Raw genomic sequence first — 17,860 nt, forward strand, 5'->3', positions numbered from 1 at the left:
TCATGGCTGACAATAAACAAAGACTTACTATAGGCCTGGTGGCAAAGCCCGGCAGCACGCTACAGTACCACACTGGCGGCTGGAGGACATACCGGCCGGTTATTGACCATGAGAAGTGCATAGGCTGCAAGAGATGCGCAGACTCTTGCATGGAAGGCGCACCGTTCGAATGCGCGCACGACGGCAAAAAGAAAAAGTTCTGTGTAAATTATGATTATTGTAAGGGCTGCGGCGTTTGCGCCTACGAGTGCCCGGTAGACGCTATTGAAATGGTAGTGGAGGAGAAATAATGGCAAAGATGGCAGTCATTGAGGGCTCACATGCAATAGCCGAAGCAGCTAAGGTATGCAGGCCGGCGGTAGTATCAGCTTATCCCATAACCCCGCAGACTCACATCGTCGAGGACATCTCACAGATGATCGCGGACGGGGAGCTAATGAACTGCGAATACGTTCGTACGGAGAGCGAATTTTCGGCAGCGTCCGTAATACTGGGTGCGGCAGCGGCCGGTACAAGGGTATTCAGCGCAACGTCATCCCAGGGCGCTGTCCTGATGTACGAGGTGCTCTTCAGTATGGCAGGCATGAGGCTCCCGGGCGTGCTCGCTATGGCGAACAGGTCAGTATCATCACCCTTATCGATATGGAACGACCACCAGGACGCGATCTCAGCCAGGGATAACGGCTGGATACAGCTCTGGGCCGAGGACAACCAGGAAGCCGCCGACATGATCGTGCAGGCATTCAAGATCGGGGAAGATCGCAGGATCCTGCTGCCGGTCATGGTCAATCTGGATGGTTTCCTTATTACGCACACATATGAGCCGGTAGAGATTCTCGACCAGAATATGGTGGACGAGTTCCTGCCTCCGTATGAGCCGCTATACAAGCTTGACCCGAAAGACCCGGTAACAATGGGTGCACTGGCCCAGCCGGAGTATTATACTGAGGCCAGGTACATGATACACTATGCACAGCTCTGTGCAAAAGATGTCATAGAAGAGGTTGCCGAAGAGTTCGGTAAGAAATTCGGCAGGTATAAGGGAGGCCTAATCGATACCTACAAGATGGAAGGGGCCGAGGTCGTCCTGATATCAATGGGCTCAGTAATAGGGACCATGAAGGATGCAGTCGATGAGATGAGGGCAGAAGGGATCCCGGTCGGCATAGTCAAGATAAGGTCTTACAGGCCGTTCCCGGTAGAGGCCCTTCGCGAAGCGTTGAAGGGTGCCAAAGTCGTCTGCGTTCTCGATAAGAACATCTCAATGGGCATGGAAGGCGCCGTCTTCACGGACCTTAAAGCGGCACTATACAACGTAAAGGGATCTCCGGACATACTCGGGTTCATAATAGGGCTCGGAGGCCGTGACATCACTATAACTGACATCAAGAATCTCACGAACAAGGGATTCGCAAAGATGCGCGGCGAGAAGGTATCGGAGATGGAATGGTATAAACTTGATGTTGATATCCTCCCGGAGGGGATATAAATGGCGGCACTAGAAGACCTATTTGCTTCGGGCCACAGGGCATGCGCAGGCTGCGGCTGCTCGCTTTTCCTTAAGACGCTGCTCAATGTGACCGGCCCCAATGTAATCATTACCGAGGCCACGGGGTGTATGGAGGTCATATCGACGCCTTACCCTGAAAGCGCATGGAAGGTGCCCTGGATACACTCGCTTTTCGAGAACGCGGCACCTGTAGCAGCCGGCATAGAGGCGGCCCTTAAGGCGACAGGAAGAAAGAATGATACAAAGGTAATAGCCATTGGCGGTGACGGTGCTACAATAGACATCGGCTTCGGCAACCTGTCAGGCGTGATGGAGAGGGGCCATGATATTCTCTACATCTGCTACGACAATGAGGCATACATGAATACCGGCATACAGCGCAGCGGCTCTACGCCATATGACGCGTCCACGACCACGACGCCTGCCGGTAAAGTATCTTTCGGCAATCAGAGCCAGAAGAAGAACGCTCCCGCAATAATGGCCGCTCACGGCATACCGTATGTGGCTACAACGTCTATGGGATACCCGGCCGACTTTGCCAAGAAGGTAAGAAAAGCTTTATCCATCGAGGGCCCGAAGTATATACAGGTACATGCCACATGCACGCCCGGATGGGGTATTGACAGCGCCTTATCCATAGAGATCTTAAGGCTTGCCGTAGAGACTGCAATGTACCCGCTTTACGAGTATGAGAACGGCGAGGTCACCAGCGTCAAGAAGATCAAGGGCAGGAAACCGGTCCGCGAGTACCTCGAAAAACAGAAGAGGTTTTCACATCTGTTCAAGATGCCTAACGGTGATAAGGAGATCGAAAAGATACAGCAGATCGCCGACCTTAACGCAAAGCACTTTGGCCTTGACGTGGTGGAAAAGGCTAAACCCAAAGAAGCAAAGGCGGAGTAAACCAATGTATGTAGGAAGGTTCGTTATAATCGGGAAAACGAACGGAAAGCTCTGGGCAGGATACAGGGTATCCTCCCGCTCATTTCCGAACCGCTATGCGGTCAGGTCCAATGATATGACGGTCGCTATAATGCCAAGGGATGTTAAAGACCTGGAGAAAAGCCCGTACATATCATATAATACCATTAAGATCCTGCCGACCGCGGCGGTAGTCACCAACGGGTCCCATACGGATCCCATTGTTGAAAAGATCGCGATGGGCTATCCCGCGAGGGACGCACTGGCACTGACATTGCTGGCCATGGACTATGAAAAAGATGCTCTTAACACTCCACGTATCGCAGCAGTAGTTACCAAAGACTCTGGATTTTTGGGCATCGTGACCAAGGATGGCATCAGCGTTAGTGAATTGCCGCTACAGGATGGCGATTGCTATATGGTCGCTACCTACGAGAAGACAACGTTTTCTAAGGTGACCCTGGAAGCCACGTCAGCAGACGACCTTGCCAGGAAGATGTACGACCTTACCTTTGAGAAGCCGGTATGCTCTGCAGCAGCATACCAGAAAGACGGCGGATTCGAGCTCGGAACTTATAATGGGCCTCAGTGAAGGTCCATTACTTCTTTATTTTTAAAATATCCTTAAAGGATAGCTTTCACAAATCACTTTAATGGCTCTTTTAATGTTTTAACAGGCTCTGTTCCTTATCGCCATACAATTTATGCCATAATCTAAAAAGCTCCAGGTTTTCATCCCTCAAAAAATCACCGATGATATTCACGTACATAGCGCTCCTCTTTTTCATTTCCTCGTTCGAGATCTCTATTACGTCAAAACCATAATCGATGCCATCCCTTATACGGGCGCCGTGTACGATCTTTGATATACTGGCAAGATAGCATGCGGTGAAGCACATCGTGCACGGCTCGCAGGTACAGTATATCGTACAACCCGAAAGGTCGGTCGTGCCCAGTCTTTTACAGGCCTCGCGTATAGCATTGATCTCGGCATGGGATGTGATGTCCGTATCCCTGACTATCATGTTATGTTCGCAGCTTATTATCTTCCCGTCTTTAACGATACATGCCCCGAACGGGTTCTGGCCTTCCATGATGCCTTCTTTAGCTTTTTCTATGGCGATCCGCATGAAGGACTCGTCATCCATGAATGACACCTTTAATTAAAAATAATATTTATTTGGATTATTTTAAAATTATTTCAAACAATAAATGAAAAAATCACTGGCCCCAGAAGGAGCCGGTTGAATAATAAGCCCATCTTATTTAATTAAAAACTGATATCTTATTTATTAAGTAATACTTATCATTCCCTGCCGTGAACATCTCAATCCTGTACTTTTCAAGCACGGAATATGTCTTTCGCGGTGTGCAAACATCATAGGCCTTATCACAGTCCAGCCCGCCGCAAGCCATGTTTTTACAGCATCTTTCTTCCGGATCTTGAGAGCCGCATTTTTCCAGCTTTTCATTCAGCATTGTCACGACGCCCAGGAACTTGTCTAAAGCCTCCGGGTTCGAGACCTTCATATCCTTTGACTTGAGTTCTTTGATGGTACGGTCAATGAGTTCCAGTATGGCATAAGAGTTTGTGAGCCTGTTACAGAACGATAGCTCGTTATTCTCTATGTAAATTTTTTTTAACCTTTCGTATTGCACTTCGATGCGACTGAATTGCTCCTCACAATCCATAAAATCCCTCAGTTGTGCGATTAGATACAAATTACAAATACTTTGTCAATAATTGCTGTTTTTAACATTAATTTGTAGCTAAACCATTATTGAACGAGTCTTAATTACCAAATCTTATACTGTTATTATATAGCCTGTTACTAACAAAAAGATTGTATAGCAATATCTTTTTAGAGTAAAAAATTAATATAACAACATATATTATATTTTAAAATAATTTATTATTAAGTTATGAGTAATGGCGGATATATTAGGCTATATAAACAGTTTGAGGATATATTTGAACACTCCGCAGGACCTGTTTTTATATTCAATGAACTCGAAGAGCTTGTTTATCATAACCTGAGCGGTAAGTCTCTTCTTGATACATCGGGCAAAATAAAGCCTGTATTTGCTGAGATCATCGATGTTGAAAATAAAAGTTTAAAGGAGATAGTTGAAAATTTAAGATCGGGATACATGGCAAATCCAGTAGAAAGCAATGTCATGACACCTACCGGCATTTCTAATTACTATATGGACATATGGCCGGCAAAATATGGCCGCGAGACATTTTACGTATGTTATCTAAATGCAAGCCGGAAAGAATGTCCCGATGTCATTAGCCGTGCCTGTGAGTCATTTTATAACGAGTCGAGCGACGCGATGCTTATCATAGACTGTGAGAATTACACTTTCATCAATGTAAATAAGCGGGTCGAAGATCTCTGCGGCCATCCTTCGGGAGACCTTAAAGGCAAAAGCATGGAATCCCTTTATCCCCCCGATGATACGGAAAAATTAATACAGACGTTCAAGAGGCTCATCGAAAGCGGGGGATCGGGCAGAGACCGCGTATATATGAAGATCAATAAAGGTAAAGTAAAGCTCGTCGAGATAACCTCAAAGAAGATGTCGTTAAACGGCAGGGATGTCATCATTGCGCTGGTGACCGATATCTCCGAGCTGGAGAATGCCGCGGTAATAATAAAGCGAAGGAACAACGAGCTATCGGCGCTTAACGACATCAGCGCGACGATCAACAGCACTCTTGACCTTGATGTTGTCCTTGAAAGCTCATTGAACCGGTCATGCGAAGTGACCGGCATGCAGGGCGGATGCATCTATCTGCTGGATAAAGATACAGGGAAGTTCACTCCCTCATCCTGCATGAATATGGATATTTCGATACTGTTGCCTATAGATGAGATCGATATGTTAAAATGTATCGATAAACCGGCCTTAAGGGGCGGCTCTCCCGTAGTGGTGGATACATCAGAGTATTCCGGGGAGGCTTGCAGATCACTTCTGGAGGCCGGCATAAGAACGGTCATATATGTGCCTATCATATTCCAGGGCCAGCTGCTTGGGATCATGAACCTTGCCGAAAAAAGTGTCCGTCACTTTACCGAAGAAGACCTTACGTTCTTTACAAGTATCGCGAACACAATAGGGATAGCCATTAACAATGCCCGGTATGTAAAAGATGTCAGTTCCCAGGCAAAGAAGTTTTCATTGTTATTCAAGACGACGGGTATACTGACTTCCACGCTGGACCTTGAAGAGGTGCTTGAGCTTTTTGCCAAAAACGCCGCGGAAGTGGCCGGAACGGAGACATGTGCCGTATATTTCCTGGATAAAAAAAGAAATCGACTTAATATTAAAGCGGTATACGGGACAGGCCCGGAAGAAGTTGGCGAGCTGCTTGAAAATGCCCTTTTATCCTCGGGGATCATATCCGATGTCATTGAAACAAAATCCTCAAAGGTAGTAGAGGACACATCTGCGGATCCGGAGCTATCCCATGTTTTCCTCGATAAATACGATATTCGCTCGTTCTTATGCACGCCGCTGGTATACCACAAGGATGTCACCGGGGTCATACTACTTTTTACAAGGGGTAAACAACAGGAATTTTCTTCAGGCGCCATCGACGTCATCGAAAACCTTGCCGACCAGGCTGCACAGGCTATAGAGAACGCAAAGCTTGTGGACGACCTCCGTAAGCGTAACGATGAGCTAAGGCGCGTTTTCGACATTCAGAGAAAAATAACACAGAGCATCAACATCGGGGATACGCTGAATGTCATAGTTGAAAATGTCCCTTACCTGATAAAGCTTCCTTACTGTGTCATATTCCTCATAGATGAGGAACATCAGGAGATAACCTCGGTCAAGGCGACAAAAGCGGTTGAAATGAAACATGGCAAGCTAAAGTTCAGGATGGACGAGCTTGTCGCATCCCGGATCGCCATGGACGAAATGAGGCCGCTGGTGATCGAGAACGCCCGTGATTTCCCTAAGATCGCCCGGCCGATAGTTGATCTTCTCGATATGAAATCAACAATAATCCTGCCTCTCATAGCCCGTGGGAAGAAGCTTGGCGTAATGTGGCTATACACAGATGAAAAGCCCGTAATATTCGAGGATGAGGATGTGAGGCGTGCTATAGCGCTATCGGACCAGGCAGCTGTATCCATCGATAACGCCAGGCTGTTCAGAGAACTGTCAAGCGCAAATGACCAGCTTGAGAGCTCTTACGAAAAACTGAAAGACCTTGATAAAATGAAAATGGAATTCTTCACATTGATATCCCATGAGCTCAGGACACCTTTGACGACGATAAAAGGGTTTACGGAGCTGCTGCATGATGGTCTCCTCGGCCCTATAAACGAGAAGCAGCGTGATAAGCTGGATAAGATAAAGCATAACGTAGACAAGCTAAGCGATGTTGTGACCAGCCTGTCGGATCTTTCAAGCATCACGTCAAAGAAGTATTCCATAACAATGCTCCCGATGGCGCTGGATGAACTTATACGCGAGGTCGTGAGAAGCATTTCATTCCTGGTAGAAGAGAAAAAGATCAAACTTTCGGTTGACGTGCCCGTGAACCTCCCGTTGATAAATGCGGACAGGGAAAAGATCCAGCAGGTATTGCTCAATATAATCAACAACGCGATAAAGTATACGCCTCCCGGGGGAGAGATCGCGATCAAGGCCGAGGACAGGGAGAACGACATCCTTGTCTCGATACGTGATACGGGCATTGGGATACCTAAAAGCGATCTTGAGAAGATATTTACCGGATTCTATCATTCCGGATATAAATTATCTTATGAATATAAGGGAATGGGCCTCGGGCTCGCGCTCTCCAAAGGGATAATCGAGAGCCATGGGGGCAGGATATGGGCGGAAAGCGAGCTCGGAAAGTGGAGCACGTTCTATTTCACCCTGCCGAAATATGTGACGCCGATAGAGGAAAAATACCAGCTATCGGAGGCCAGATAACCTGTATTATCGTCATTGATATGTTTGAACGTTGTTCATAAGCGCGATCTATCCGGTCCATATGATACTTTGCAATGCTTAATTTTAATAACTTCCAGGGGTAACATATTTTCGATGGCAGAGCGTTGCACAGTTGATCTTGACCGATATAAGGCCGTACTTTTTGACATGGATGGAGTAATCACAAAAACAATGCCGCTGCACTATGAATCCTGGAAGGAGGCATTCGGCATGTATGGCGTGAAAGTGGAAAAGATCGATGTCTATAAGCGGGAAGGAGAGACATCGACACAGATGGCAAAGGAGATCTCGGATGAAAAGAACGCCGGACTAAGCCCTGAGGAATTGGACGCGATACGTGAAGAAAAAGGAAGGCTCTTCAACGAGAGGGCATCAATGCATGCCGAAGCTTTTCCGGGGGTGTCGGATACTCTTAAGATGCTGCGTGAAAAAGGAGTGAAGCTTGCGCTGGTCACCGGCAGTAGAAAGGATTCCTTAAAGAGCATAATGTCCCGGGTAGGCCTGGAGCACAGCTTTGACGTAATTGTCACCGGAGATGATGTCAAGAACGGAAAGCCTAACCCCGAGCCGTTCCAGAAGGCGATGGAAAAGCTGGGGGTGGATAAGAGCCATTGTGTCGTCGTGGAGAACGCTCCGCTTGGTATAAAGTCGGCAAAGGCGGCAGGCGTGGACTATGTCATCGCCGTAATGACCTCTCTGGATGAAAGCTACCTGAAGGAAGCTGATGACATCATGCCTTCGTTCGCCGACCTGGAAAAATGCCTGGCAAGACGTTATGAAAAACCGAAGCGCATCAGTGAGAATTAAGGATTTAATTTTAAATTTTATTGCTGTGTCATACAAATTTGCGCGTGATCCGGTATCATGCCCGCGTATAAAAATCAGGGGCTAAAGTTACTCCCCCGCTCATAATAATCTATCATAAAGGACAATTACCATATGGGATATTAGAACAGGTTCTTTAGCTCCGGGTATTTTGCCACATATGTCTCCCTGAACTTTTGCGCTTCCTCGCGCTTGTCATCCATGTTCATCGTCTGGTACGAATGCCAGAAGGAGAACTTTATACCGATCCAGTATCCGATCTTTTCGGAGTAGGTCATACAAGCGTTGAATAGCTGTAAAGCCCGGATATAATCTTTTTTATAACTGTACACAAGCCCCATGTTGCCAAGCTGGTTGGCTATCCCTTCGCTGTCATTGATGCGGACGCACATCTTTATCGTCTTCTTATAATACTCCATGGCCTTACTGTAGTCGCCTTTTATCCGGGACACTATCCCCATATAGTTATTCGAGACAAGCCTGCACTGATGTATGTGCTTTCCCCTTAGCTTGCCGGCAAGATTTTCCATGGCGTCAAATTCTTCTTCCGCCCGGTACACGTCCCCTAAGTTTACCGCACAGGACCCTATGTTGTTATGTATCGTGACTAAGTCTATGGGCTCCGTAACGTTTTTTAGCGATACCTCAAAGCTTTCTATAGCTTTTGCATAGTCCTTTTTCTCGAAGTATACGACACCAGTATAAAATGAAATAAGCGCCTTCAGCCTGCCGTCCTTAACCAGGCCGGAGCCTTCGGACAGGGATGTTATGGCTTTGTCATAGTCACATTGCTTTATGGAGATGCATCCCTGTAGTATCCTGACGTATGCTTTTTTATCCGTATCGGTCGTTCTGGTAAGGGCGTTCTTTGCGTGCAGAGACGCGAGGTCTAGCCTGCTGGTGAGCAGGTAGTTCAAAGCAAGGATCGCATTATACATATAGAGCAAATGATCGCTGGCGCAGGACGGTCTAAGTGATGCCAGGTAAGATACGAGCTTTTCCGACGGGTCTATGTTATAGAGTATTATGCCTATGGACACCATAAGGTCGTCTTTTTGAGGGCTTCTGTCCTTGCTACCCTGCTCTACATTCCTGACTATCCGGTATAGCCTCATCACCTCTTCGTATTTTTTACGCCTGTCCAAAAACCTTAGATATCCCGGCGCGCCCATCATCTTGTCTATTAGCTCGATCGTCCTGCTCGCGTCACGATCCGATATCAATTTTATTGCGTTAAAGTGGCTGACGAGATCCGTCATATACTCCGATAGCTCTATCTGGGCCGGCATCTTGGAGATCTCGTTAAGGTCAAGCTCTCCGAAATCTCTACACGGGAACACACGAAGCTCCATAATGCTGTCGTTAAGGTCATGGACTTCTCTGCCGGCCGTCGAAAAAGTGTCCATCGTATGCTTTACTATATCATTTAGAGACGAGCTCAGGCTCTCGATCAATTTGTTGAAGCAGCAATCGAAATCCTCAAAATCCGGGACTATTTCCGGCGACGATCTTTTGTAGGTCTCGTAAAGGTCGGCTTCCAGCGCGACCCTGAAGCTTCTTGTACCTGTCATTGAAAAATCATGGGGCTCATACTTGTCTATTACCTCGGATAGCTTTCCTATGTCCCTGTCATTCAAAACGTCTTTAAAGCTTACCTCAATGGACTTTCTGATCAGGGTGCTTATGTCCTCATCGGTCATCCTGTTGATCTTTTCATTGATCTCCCCCTGGCTTTCCGGGTCCATATGGCCGAATAGCTGTGTCAGCAAGTATCGAGACGGCATAAAACCTCCTGAACATAGACCTGCAATTAATATAATAATTTTATTATATAGTTACCTTTGTCGCATAGATAACGAAAGTGACAAATCGTGTGCATAAAGAATGACAAAAGAAATTATTAAAAAGATAAAAAGTTCGATAAGGTGTTTTTATTTTATATTTTGCCACACATATCATCCGCTCATACCCTGTCCGGGCCTATCCTCCCGCTCATGATCATATGGTCGACGAGCACCAGGCTTATCATCGACTCTACGACCGGTACGATGCGGGGAACTATTGAGGGATCGTGCCGCCCTTTTATCTCAATGACGGATTCTTTTTTCGTGACAATATTGACCGTGTTCTGAGGCTTTGATACTGAAGGAGTCGGCTTCACTGCCACAGTGCAAACCACGGGCATGCCCGAGCTTATTCCTCCTACGATGCCGCCGGCATAGTTGGTCCTGGTCTTGATGACACCTTCATCAAGGTAATACTCGTCGTTCATGACGCTGCCCCTGAGCCTGGCGGACTCGAAGCCAAGCCCTATCTCTACGCCTTTTACGGCACCTATGCCCATAAGCGCTGATGCGAGGTCTGCATCCAGTTTTCCGAATACGGGGGCTCCAAGGCCTGCAGGGACTCCCAGCGCGATAGCTTCCACCGTGCCGCCTAAGCTGTCTCCCTCGCTCTTTGCAGCTATTATGGCCTCCTCCATTTTTTTGGCCGCGGAAAGATCGGCGCATCTGACCGGATTAGTATAAGTGTTGTTGATGACATCGTCAAGGCCCATATCTGTTGCAATGACGTCATAGATTGAAGTCACATGGGCATATACACGGATGCCTTTCATGTCAAGAAGCTTCTTCGCCACCGCTCCGGCCGCAACGCGGCAGACTGTCTCCCTTCCCGAAGACCTGCCGCCTCCTCTGTGGTCCCTGAAACCAAACTTTTCCATATAGCCAAGGTCAGCATGGCCGGGCCTTATTAAGTCTTTAATAGCGTCATACGAGGATGAGTCTACGTCTTTATTCCGGACTATCATGGCTATCGGCATGCCAGTCGTCCTGCCTTCAAACACTCCTGACAGTATCTCCACCCGGTCAGCCTCAGACCTTTTTGTGGTCAGCTCGCTCTGCCCCGGACGGCGCTTATCAAGCTCCGGCTGTATATCCGATTCGCTCAGTAAAAGCCCTGCAGGGCATCCGTCTATCACCAATCCGAGGGCGGGCCCGTGGCTTTCTCCAAATGTCGTTACTCGAAAGCACCTGCCAAAAGTGTTGCCGAACATTAAAACTCCACCTTAGCACCAAGCTTTTTTAAATCGTCAAAGAAGCCAGGATATGAAATGTTGATGGCATCCGCGTCAGTTATGGTAGTGGTCCCGGTTGCGACAAGGCCGGCTATCGCCAGCGACATGACTATCCTGTGATCATCGTATCCTTCCACGTGCGCACCTCTCATCATGCCTCCCTTGATGACAAGCCCGTCCGGTTTCTCGATTATGTCCACGCCCATCTCTTTCAGCTCGTTAGCCATCGCCTTCAGCCTGTCCGTTTCTTTGAACCTTACGTGCTCGGCGTTGACTATCCTTGTAGTTCCCTTTGCGCAGGCTCCCAGGACAGCTAATGTCGGGACCAGGTCAGGAGTAGCGCTCGCGTCTATCTCGATACCGTGAAGTTCACCGCCTTCGACAGTGACGCTCCCTTTTTCGGTATCCCAGTATACGTTGGCGCCCATGTCCAGCAAGTATTCCAGTATCGCCGAATCTCCCTGTTTTGACTCGAACAGGTTATTGACGGTCACCTTCGTGCCTGTAATGGCCGCTGCCGCGACCATATACGATGCCGATGAAAAATCCCCCGGTATGCGATATGACCTGAGATCATATTCCTGTTCGGTCGGGATCACGAACTCCTTGAAATTTGTGGCGACCTGTGCCCCGGCCTTCTCCAGCATCTCGAGCGTGACCTCGATATACGGGCGGGACTTAAGCTCGCCCTCGATCTCTATCCTTGTCTCGTTCTTTGCGAACGGGCATGAGATAAGGAGCGAAGATATGAACTGTGAGCTGATCCCCCCGTCTATGGAGATCTTCCCGCCTTCCATAACACCATGCACTACTATGGGCGCGGTGCCGGTGCCTCTGGTCGAATAGCAAACAGCGCCGAGGTCGTTTAAGGCTTTTATCAAAGGCTTGTTAGGTCTTTTTCTCAGGGACTCGTCCCCGGTGAAGACCGTAGCACCATCGGCAAGCGCCGCCATGGACATGCACAGCCTTAAGGTCGTGCCGCTATTCTTTGCATCTATCACGTTATCCGGCACTTTTGGCTTTCCTATGACGCCCGCTATCTCTATTTCCTCGCCCTCTACTTTTATCTCGGCACCCAGCGCCCTGCATGCGTCCACGGTCGCGAGAGTGTCCGCTGATAGCAGCGGCTTCTGTATCTTTGAGTATTTGCCAAGGCTTCCGATTACGATAGCCCTATGAGTATAACTTTTCGACGGAGGGGCTTCGACACTGCCCCATACTTCGGACTTGCTGACCTTCGCGTTCATCCTGTCATAATATGATATTATTTAATATAAAGCTAAACCACATCTGTGTCAGAAGTCAGATGTTACTTATCTTATTTGTCTTAATTTTATATGCTGCGTCGACAGATACTCATACATGTACCCCCCCGAACCTGAGGATGTCCGCGAGATGTATCTCAGCATAATATTCGATGCAGAAGAGCTGGAGGTCATAAAACTTGCCTGCACAATGCAGTCCTCCCGGGAGGATGAGCTTGTAGATGATGCCGCAGGGATCGGGATGGACGAGATGATCGAACAGGCTGCAAAAGCCAATGAAATGTATCTTATCAGCGAAACGATCGTGTTCATGAGGCCCGGCCAGGAGACTTTAATGCGGTCGGAAGATCTTTTACTGATTAAAAATAGCCTTAAGAACTACCGGGGTCATGCAAGTGAAGGGCTGTCTGCTCCGCTTGAGAGCGCAATAGCTAAAATCGACTTAAAGATCAAAGTATAAGGTTAGCATTTTTAATCTGTCTGCGAAACAGCCAAAACACTCTGTTTTTCACCACTAAGCGCACAAGGGGCTCCAGGGTACACAAAGGACTTCTTTTAGAATGTTAGCATATTTTAAAAAAGATTTGTGGTCCTTCGAGCCCTTCGTGCGCTCCCATGAAAAACTTTTAGATGGTCTCTTTAAAAATGGGCATATAACATCTGTTCTGTGATTGAGTTCTGGCGTTGTGCCTGTCGGATGGCAGGTAGACACATAACCTCACAGAAACACAGAAACACAAAATTTTTTTATATGATTTTTTAAGGGCTCAAAGACCCCAAAATCTTACTCACAAAAACCACAAATGCTCCAGTATCACCGTCAACGCACCAAAGTATCAAATGCCCGGCTTAATGCTCGAAATGCTCTAATCCACTAACGCTAAAACAAGACCCGAACATTCTCCAAGGCACTAAAGTTTAATATCCCGGTTTGTGTACTCCTGATCCCATCAAGGATCATATCGATCATGTAAGCGTCAACCGTGCAATTAGACCTTCGTGCCCCTTGGAGAATGTTCGGGTCTTGTTTTAGCGTTGGTGACTTAGAGAGGTTGGTGCGTTGGGCCGAGCGTTAGAGGTGTTAGAGCGTTGACGGTGATACTAGAGCCTTTGTGATTTGGTGAGTGAGTTTTTGGGGCTTTTTGAGCCCTTAAAAAATCATATAAAAAAATTTTGTGTTTCCGTGTTTCTGTGAAATTACGTGTCTACCTGCCATCCGACAGGCATAACCATAAAAAACTTCATCTCAAAGACCGGGTAAGTACGACACGTTCTTTCATTCTTAAAACCTGAGCAAGACCCCGCTCATCAAAAATTTCGTGGTGAAAAATAGTGTGACTTTGTGGTGAGAAAAATAAGAATGGCGAGGTTTTGTCACCCCGCGGCTATCTTTATCTTGGCAGGAAGGCTATGACCTCGAATGCGATAAGCAATATGATGATTATCTCCGTTATCAGTGCCATCTTGCTATAGGATATCTCCTGCGATGTCGAATACAGGTCATCCAGCGCATCTATCTTATGCGTGACTATGTTCTCGTATTCTTTGACCTTCAGGAGCTTTAGCATATGCTCGTACGTGCTCTGGTAATACCAGTCAGACGTGACCTTTAGCGGGTTCATCAGGTCTTCCAGGTTATCAAGGATCTCCAGCTTGAACTCGCTCACCTTTAGCAGCGAACGCTCGAGACGCCTTGGCGCCTGTGTGAATATAGTGGACTTCTGGGCGGTCTTGATCGCCTTGAAGGCCTGCGATATCTCAAAGTCTATCTTCCAGTCGTATATGTGGTAAAGGAACGAAAGAGCTAGAGACAGCTCAAGATAGTGCCTCATATCGGTGAAATAGTCATCGCATCCCTTTACAAAGGCCGCTTCATATGATACCAGGAACAGGTCCTCATCATAATACGAAATGTCATGCGACAGCTTATCCGTGATCTCTTTCACATGTAGCGTCCTCGGCGTTGACTCGCCAGACAGGAAGCGCGTTATCTCCGCACCATACTCAGTCTTCAGTTTTACCTGGTCAATATCCGGGGAGTATTTTTCCAGCCGCAGCATGCTGAACTTTTTTGTAGGGTTATAGTAGGATTTGGATTTCGAGACAGGCTTTAAAAGCTCCCTTATCTCATTCATCTTCCTGTTCATGAAAGAGTTCAGGTCTAACCCGTCTACGAAGATGCCCTGGACATGCGATGCCAGTATCACGTCCTGGACTAGCATACCCTCCGGTATCTCGAACTCTATCCTTATGATCCCCACGCCCATCGCGAACATGTCCGCATATGCGTGGACGTTACATATCTTATTCTTGTCCTCGGACACGATAAGTCCGGTAAGCGTCCCGAAGCTCACCTCTATGGGCTTACTGTATTCGGGACCGGCCTGTATTTTTAAAACACTCGAAAGAGTCTGTTTTTCTACCTCTCCGCCAAAATCGAAAGAGGCCAAAATTATTAGCTTACCCTTGAGTATCTTTAAGCTCTCATTAGGTTGGGCCACAAATATCAATCTTCCTTAATAATTATAAGCTTAAATAATATCGGTATATTATCGTAAATAGCTTTTGTTATTATCCTATTTTTTAAAATACCCCCGCATCGACCTTTTTGTGTTTTCATGCGATCTAATGTATGGGCATGATCGCGGACATATGACGTGAAATTTCGTTGTGAACTAAGAATAACTTTTAATCTGATTAGCACCTATCTCCTCCGCAGGCGAGATCAGGATGTTACCTATCACAGATAATCACATGCATATCAACCTGGTGTCCGGTAGGGGCATGGAAGCCATAAAAGAGTTCAAGAACGTCGGAGGAACTCATGTCCTCATTGTCTCTTTACCCGCATCGGAGCTTGGATTCACCATAAAGAGCTCTGAAGACTACCACAGAGTATACGGACTGACACTGGACGCGGTCAAACAGGCGAACGAGTTCGTCAAGGCATATGCAGTCGTCGGCGTGCACCCCGCAGAGTTTATTGGCATGTGCGGTCCATATGGCATGGATAAGGCATATGAGATAGTAAAGGAAGGCCTTGAGATGGCCGCCAAATACGTGGCCGAAGGAAAGGCCATAGCCATTAAATCAGGCAGGCCGCATTACCCGGTGACCCCTGAACAATGGGAAGCTTCCAACGCTCTTATGAGCTATGCCATGCAGCTCTGCAAAGAACAGGGCTGTGCGATACAGCTTCATACTGAAAGCGAAGAAGGCACTATGGAAAGCATCTCCGGGATCGCCAGAAACGTGGGGATGCAGCCATACAAGGTCATCAAGCATTTCTCTCCGCCGCTGGTAAAACATTGTGAAAACCTTCATGTCTTTCCTTCCGTCATAGCGACAAAAGGCGCTCTGGAAGAAGCTTTATCGCAGGGGACCCGGTTCATGCTCGAGACCGATTATTGTGACGACGCGAACAGGCCCGGAGCCGTACTTGGACCTAAGACCGTGCCACGCAAGACAAAAGACGCGATAAGGAATGGCGTTCCGGAAGAGGTCTTCTACAGGATACACAAGGACAATCCCGAAAGGTCGTATGACATAAAGATCGAAGTTTAAGGCAGGAATAGCTTTCGAGAACTTAATGCTCTGTCCTTTAAGTTCTTTTATACATATCCGTTCATCTTTTATCAAGCCCATCACAAAGGCAACAAAGGTCCACTATTTTTCACCACGAAATCTTTGATGAGCGGGTTCTTGCTCAGGTTTTAAGAATGAAAGAACATGTCGTACTTACCCGGTCTTTGAGATGAAGTTTTTTATGGTTATGCCTGTCGGATGGCAGGTAGACACGTAACCTCACAGAAACACAGAAACACAAAAAATTTTTTATATGATTTTTTAAGGGCTCAAAGACCCCAAAATCTTACTCACCAAATCACGAAGGGCTCCAGTATCACCGTCAACGCTCTAACACCTCTAACGCTCGGCTCAACGCACTAACCTCTCTAAGTCACCAACGCTAAAACAAGACCCGAATATTCTCCAAGGGCACGAAGGTTTAATTGCACGGTTGACGCTTACATGATCGATATAATCCTTGATGGGATCAGGGATACACAAACCGCGGTTTTAAACCTTCGTGCCCTTGGAGAATGTTCGGGTCTTGTTTTAGCGTTAGTGGATTAGAGCGCTTCGAGCATTAAGCCGTGCATTTGAGACTTTAGCGCGTTGACGGTGATACTAGAGCCTTTGTGATTTCGTGAGCATTTTTTGTGATTTAGAGACCTTAAAAAATCATATAAAAAAATTTGTGGTTCCGTGTTTCTGTGAGGTTATGTGTCCACCTGCCATCCGACAGGCACAACGCCAGAACTCAATCACAGAACAGATATAATATGTCCATTTTAAAAGAGACCATCTAAAAGTTTTTCATGGGATCGCTCTAAGGGCTCGAAGGTCCACTATTTTTCACCACGAAGCGCACGAAGGCGAAAAAGGTCCACAAATTTTTTTTTAAGAATATGATAACATTCTAAATAAGTCCTTTGTGAACCCTTGAGCCCCTTGTGCGCTTTGTGGTGGAAGCTAGTGAACAATTGTGCTCCTTTGTGGAGAAATAAAAGTATTAAAAAAGGATGGGGTTTCCTTCCCCATTTATTCTTTTGACGCGAACGCGAGGTTCCCGTCTATCTTGTTTATGCGGGCCTTAACTATATCGCCGGACCTTACGCCCGGGACGAATATGGTGAATTTATCGACCTTAGCTATACCATCGCCCTTCTTCCCTACAGCATCTATCCTGAGCTCGTAGGATTTACCCTCTTCTATCGCGGGGGCGGGCGCGGGCATGGATGACGAGCGCTGTTTCCTCTTCTGGATCGAACGCTGCGCTCCGCAGGCGTCACATTTTAGGGTCATTATACGGTCATATTTTATGAGCTTCGTGTCCGGCCTGCCGCATTCGGCGCACCTGACAAATTCCTCAAAATATGCGTTGACGACCGATGAGATCATTTCAGAGGAGAAACGCCCCTGTAGTATAAGCCTGTTACCTTCGACTTTGCCGGCGGTTCCCAGCTCTTTTAAAAGGAATTTCACAAAATGGTCAGCCTCTCTATTGAGAGTCTCCCTTATCTCCTCAAAGTTTTCCCAGATAGTCGTACGACCTTCGATGAACGTCCTCAGTTTCGGAACGACAAATCGTTCTCCGCTCGTTTCAAAATCGGGTCTCTTAGATATGGCCCTGCTTAATAATGCGTCGTATCCTTCCATTGTTTACACATCTTTTTGATATGTAGACTAATGTATATGATGGTTTAAAAGATTTTGCTTTAA

Annotated in this window: 15 protein-coding genes; 8 read left to right on the top strand and 7 right to left on the bottom strand. The window is 47.0% G+C overall.

Annotation, left to right across the window (positions count from 1 at the left end; translation table 11 throughout):
- Nucleotides 1-2: 2 nt before the first annotated feature.
- Genes CUJ83_RS13310 through CUJ83_RS13325 form a run of 4 tightly spaced genes read left to right on the top strand, consistent with a single transcriptional unit; the run spans nucleotide 3 to nucleotide 3,023 of the window.
- Entirely contained in the window at nucleotides 3-290 is a 288-nt protein-coding gene (locus CUJ83_RS13310) for a 4Fe-4S binding protein (protein ID WP_230742817.1), read from the top strand.
- Nucleotides 290-1,489 (top strand): transketolase C-terminal domain-containing protein, encoded by a 1,200-nt coding sequence (locus CUJ83_RS13315; protein WP_230742818.1) that lies wholly within the window; start codon nucleotides 290-292, stop codon nucleotides 1,487-1,489. Before CUJ83_RS13310 ends, CUJ83_RS13315 begins: the two co-directional genes overlap by 1 nt.
- On the top strand, nucleotides 1,490-2,413 hold the full coding sequence (gene porB / locus CUJ83_RS13320; protein WP_230742819.1) for a pyruvate synthase subunit PorB: 924 nt from the start codon (nucleotides 1,490-1,492) through the stop codon (nucleotides 2,411-2,413).
- A gap of 4 nt (nucleotides 2,414-2,417) precedes the next feature.
- Complete coding sequence (locus tag CUJ83_RS13325; RefSeq protein WP_230742820.1) at nucleotides 2,418-3,023, top strand: IMP cyclohydrolase; 606 nt, start codon at nucleotides 2,418-2,420, stop codon at nucleotides 3,021-3,023.
- A 70-nt stretch (nucleotides 3,024-3,093) separates the two neighbouring features.
- Here CUJ83_RS13325 and CUJ83_RS13330 read toward each other — a convergent pair whose 3' ends face one another.
- Together CUJ83_RS13330 and CUJ83_RS13335 are read right to left on the bottom strand one after the other, a co-directional pair.
- Complete coding sequence (locus CUJ83_RS13330; protein ID WP_230742821.1) at nucleotides 3,094-3,579, bottom strand: nucleoside deaminase; 486 nt, start codon at nucleotides 3,577-3,579, stop codon at nucleotides 3,094-3,096.
- A 118-nt stretch (nucleotides 3,580-3,697) separates the two neighbouring features.
- A complete protein-coding gene (locus CUJ83_RS13335) occupies nucleotides 3,698-4,123 on the bottom strand; it encodes a hypothetical protein (RefSeq protein WP_230742822.1) in 426 nt (141 codons plus the stop codon).
- Nucleotides 4,124-4,354: 231 nt separating this feature from the next.
- Between CUJ83_RS13335 and CUJ83_RS13340 the strand changes: the two genes are divergently transcribed.
- Together CUJ83_RS13340 and CUJ83_RS13345 are read left to right on the top strand one after the other, a co-directional pair.
- The gene (locus CUJ83_RS13340; RefSeq protein ID WP_230742823.1) at nucleotides 4,355-7,390 is read left to right on the top strand and encodes a GAF domain-containing protein; all 3,036 of its coding nucleotides are present in this window, start codon (nucleotides 4,355-4,357) and stop codon (nucleotides 7,388-7,390) included.
- A 114-nt stretch (nucleotides 7,391-7,504) separates the two neighbouring features.
- Nucleotides 7,505-8,218: an HAD family hydrolase gene (locus CUJ83_RS13345; RefSeq protein ID WP_230742824.1), complete on the top strand. Its 714-nt coding sequence runs from the start codon at nucleotides 7,505-7,507 to the stop codon at nucleotides 8,216-8,218.
- A 140-nt stretch (nucleotides 8,219-8,358) separates the two neighbouring features.
- Here the strand turns inward: CUJ83_RS13345 and CUJ83_RS13350 are convergent, their stop codons facing one another.
- From CUJ83_RS13350 to aroA, 3 genes are all read right to left on the bottom strand, one after another.
- Nucleotides 8,359-10,020, bottom strand: a complete 1,662-nt coding sequence (locus tag CUJ83_RS13350; protein WP_230742825.1) for a tetratricopeptide repeat protein — start codon at nucleotides 10,018-10,020, stop codon at nucleotides 8,359-8,361.
- Between the two features lie 179 nt (nucleotides 10,021-10,199).
- Nucleotides 10,200-11,291, bottom strand: a complete 1,092-nt coding sequence (aroC, locus tag CUJ83_RS13355) for a chorismate synthase (RefSeq protein WP_230742826.1) — start codon at nucleotides 11,289-11,291, stop codon at nucleotides 10,200-10,202.
- Nucleotides 11,291-12,559: a 3-phosphoshikimate 1-carboxyvinyltransferase gene (gene aroA / locus CUJ83_RS13360; protein WP_230742827.1), complete on the bottom strand. Its 1,269-nt coding sequence runs from the start codon at nucleotides 12,557-12,559 to the stop codon at nucleotides 11,291-11,293. The genes aroC and aroA overlap by 1 nt, the downstream gene beginning before the upstream one ends.
- Before the next feature lie 115 nt (nucleotides 12,560-12,674).
- Between aroA and CUJ83_RS13365 the strand changes: the two genes are divergently transcribed.
- Nucleotides 12,675-13,037: a hypothetical protein gene (locus CUJ83_RS13365; RefSeq protein ID WP_230742828.1), complete on the top strand. Its 363-nt coding sequence runs from the start codon at nucleotides 12,675-12,677 to the stop codon at nucleotides 13,035-13,037.
- A gap of 931 nt (nucleotides 13,038-13,968) precedes the next feature.
- Here CUJ83_RS13365 and CUJ83_RS13370 read toward each other — a convergent pair.
- Complete coding sequence (locus tag CUJ83_RS13370) at nucleotides 13,969-15,078, bottom strand: hypothetical protein (RefSeq protein WP_230742829.1); 1,110 nt, start codon at nucleotides 15,076-15,078, stop codon at nucleotides 13,969-13,971.
- 229 nt (nucleotides 15,079-15,307) lie between these two features.
- Between CUJ83_RS13370 and CUJ83_RS13375 the strand changes: the two genes are divergently transcribed.
- A complete protein-coding gene (locus CUJ83_RS13375; protein ID WP_230742830.1) occupies nucleotides 15,308-16,141 on the top strand; it encodes a TatD family hydrolase in 834 nt (277 codons plus the stop codon).
- Between the two features lie 1,038 nt (nucleotides 16,142-17,179).
- Here CUJ83_RS13375 and CUJ83_RS13380 read toward each other — a convergent pair.
- Nucleotides 17,180-17,797, bottom strand: a complete 618-nt coding sequence (locus tag CUJ83_RS13380; protein WP_230742831.1) for a translation initiation factor IF-2 subunit beta — start codon at nucleotides 17,795-17,797, stop codon at nucleotides 17,180-17,182.
- Nucleotides 17,798-17,860: the final 63 nt, after the last annotated feature.

Origin of the sequence: Methanooceanicella nereidis, assembly GCF_021023085.1 — an archaeon.
Taxonomy (GTDB): Archaea; Halobacteriota; Methanocellia; order Methanocellales; family Methanocellaceae; genus Methanooceanicella; species Methanooceanicella nereidis.

Coding starts and splice junctions, on each gene's coding strand:
- CUJ83_RS13350 (WP_230742825.1), bottom strand. CDS start 10,020: ATGCCGTCTCGATACTTGCTGACACAGCTATTCGGCCATATGGACCCG.
- CUJ83_RS13375 (WP_230742830.1), top strand. CDS start 15,308: ATGTTACCTATCACAGATAATCACATGCATATCAACCTGGTGTCCGGT.
- porB (WP_230742819.1), top strand. CDS start 1,490: ATGGCGGCACTAGAAGACCTATTTGCTTCGGGCCACAGGGCATGCGCA.
- CUJ83_RS13340 (WP_230742823.1), top strand. CDS start 4,355: ATGAGTAATGGCGGATATATTAGGCTATATAAACAGTTTGAGGATATA.
- aroA (WP_230742827.1), bottom strand. CDS start 12,559: ATGAACGCGAAGGTCAGCAAGTCCGAAGTATGGGGCAGTGTCGAAGCC.
- CUJ83_RS13325 (WP_230742820.1), top strand. CDS start 2,418: ATGTATGTAGGAAGGTTCGTTATAATCGGGAAAACGAACGGAAAGCTC.
- aroC (WP_230742826.1), bottom strand. CDS start 11,291: ATGTTCGGCAACACTTTTGGCAGGTGCTTTCGAGTAACGACATTTGGA.
- CUJ83_RS13365 (WP_230742828.1), top strand. CDS start 12,675: ATGTACCCCCCCGAACCTGAGGATGTCCGCGAGATGTATCTCAGCATA.
- CUJ83_RS13330 (WP_230742821.1), bottom strand. CDS start 3,579: ATGGATGACGAGTCCTTCATGCGGATCGCCATAGAAAAAGCTAAAGAA.
- CUJ83_RS13315 (WP_230742818.1), top strand. CDS start 290: ATGGCAAAGATGGCAGTCATTGAGGGCTCACATGCAATAGCCGAAGCA.
- CUJ83_RS13345 (WP_230742824.1), top strand. CDS start 7,505: ATGGCAGAGCGTTGCACAGTTGATCTTGACCGATATAAGGCCGTACTT.
- CUJ83_RS13310 (WP_230742817.1), top strand. CDS start 3: ATGGCTGACAATAAACAAAGACTTACTATAGGCCTGGTGGCAAAGCCC.
- CUJ83_RS13380 (WP_230742831.1), bottom strand. CDS start 17,797: ATGGAAGGATACGACGCATTATTAAGCAGGGCCATATCTAAGAGACCC.
- CUJ83_RS13335 (WP_230742822.1), bottom strand. CDS start 4,123: ATGGATTGTGAGGAGCAATTCAGTCGCATCGAAGTGCAATACGAAAGG.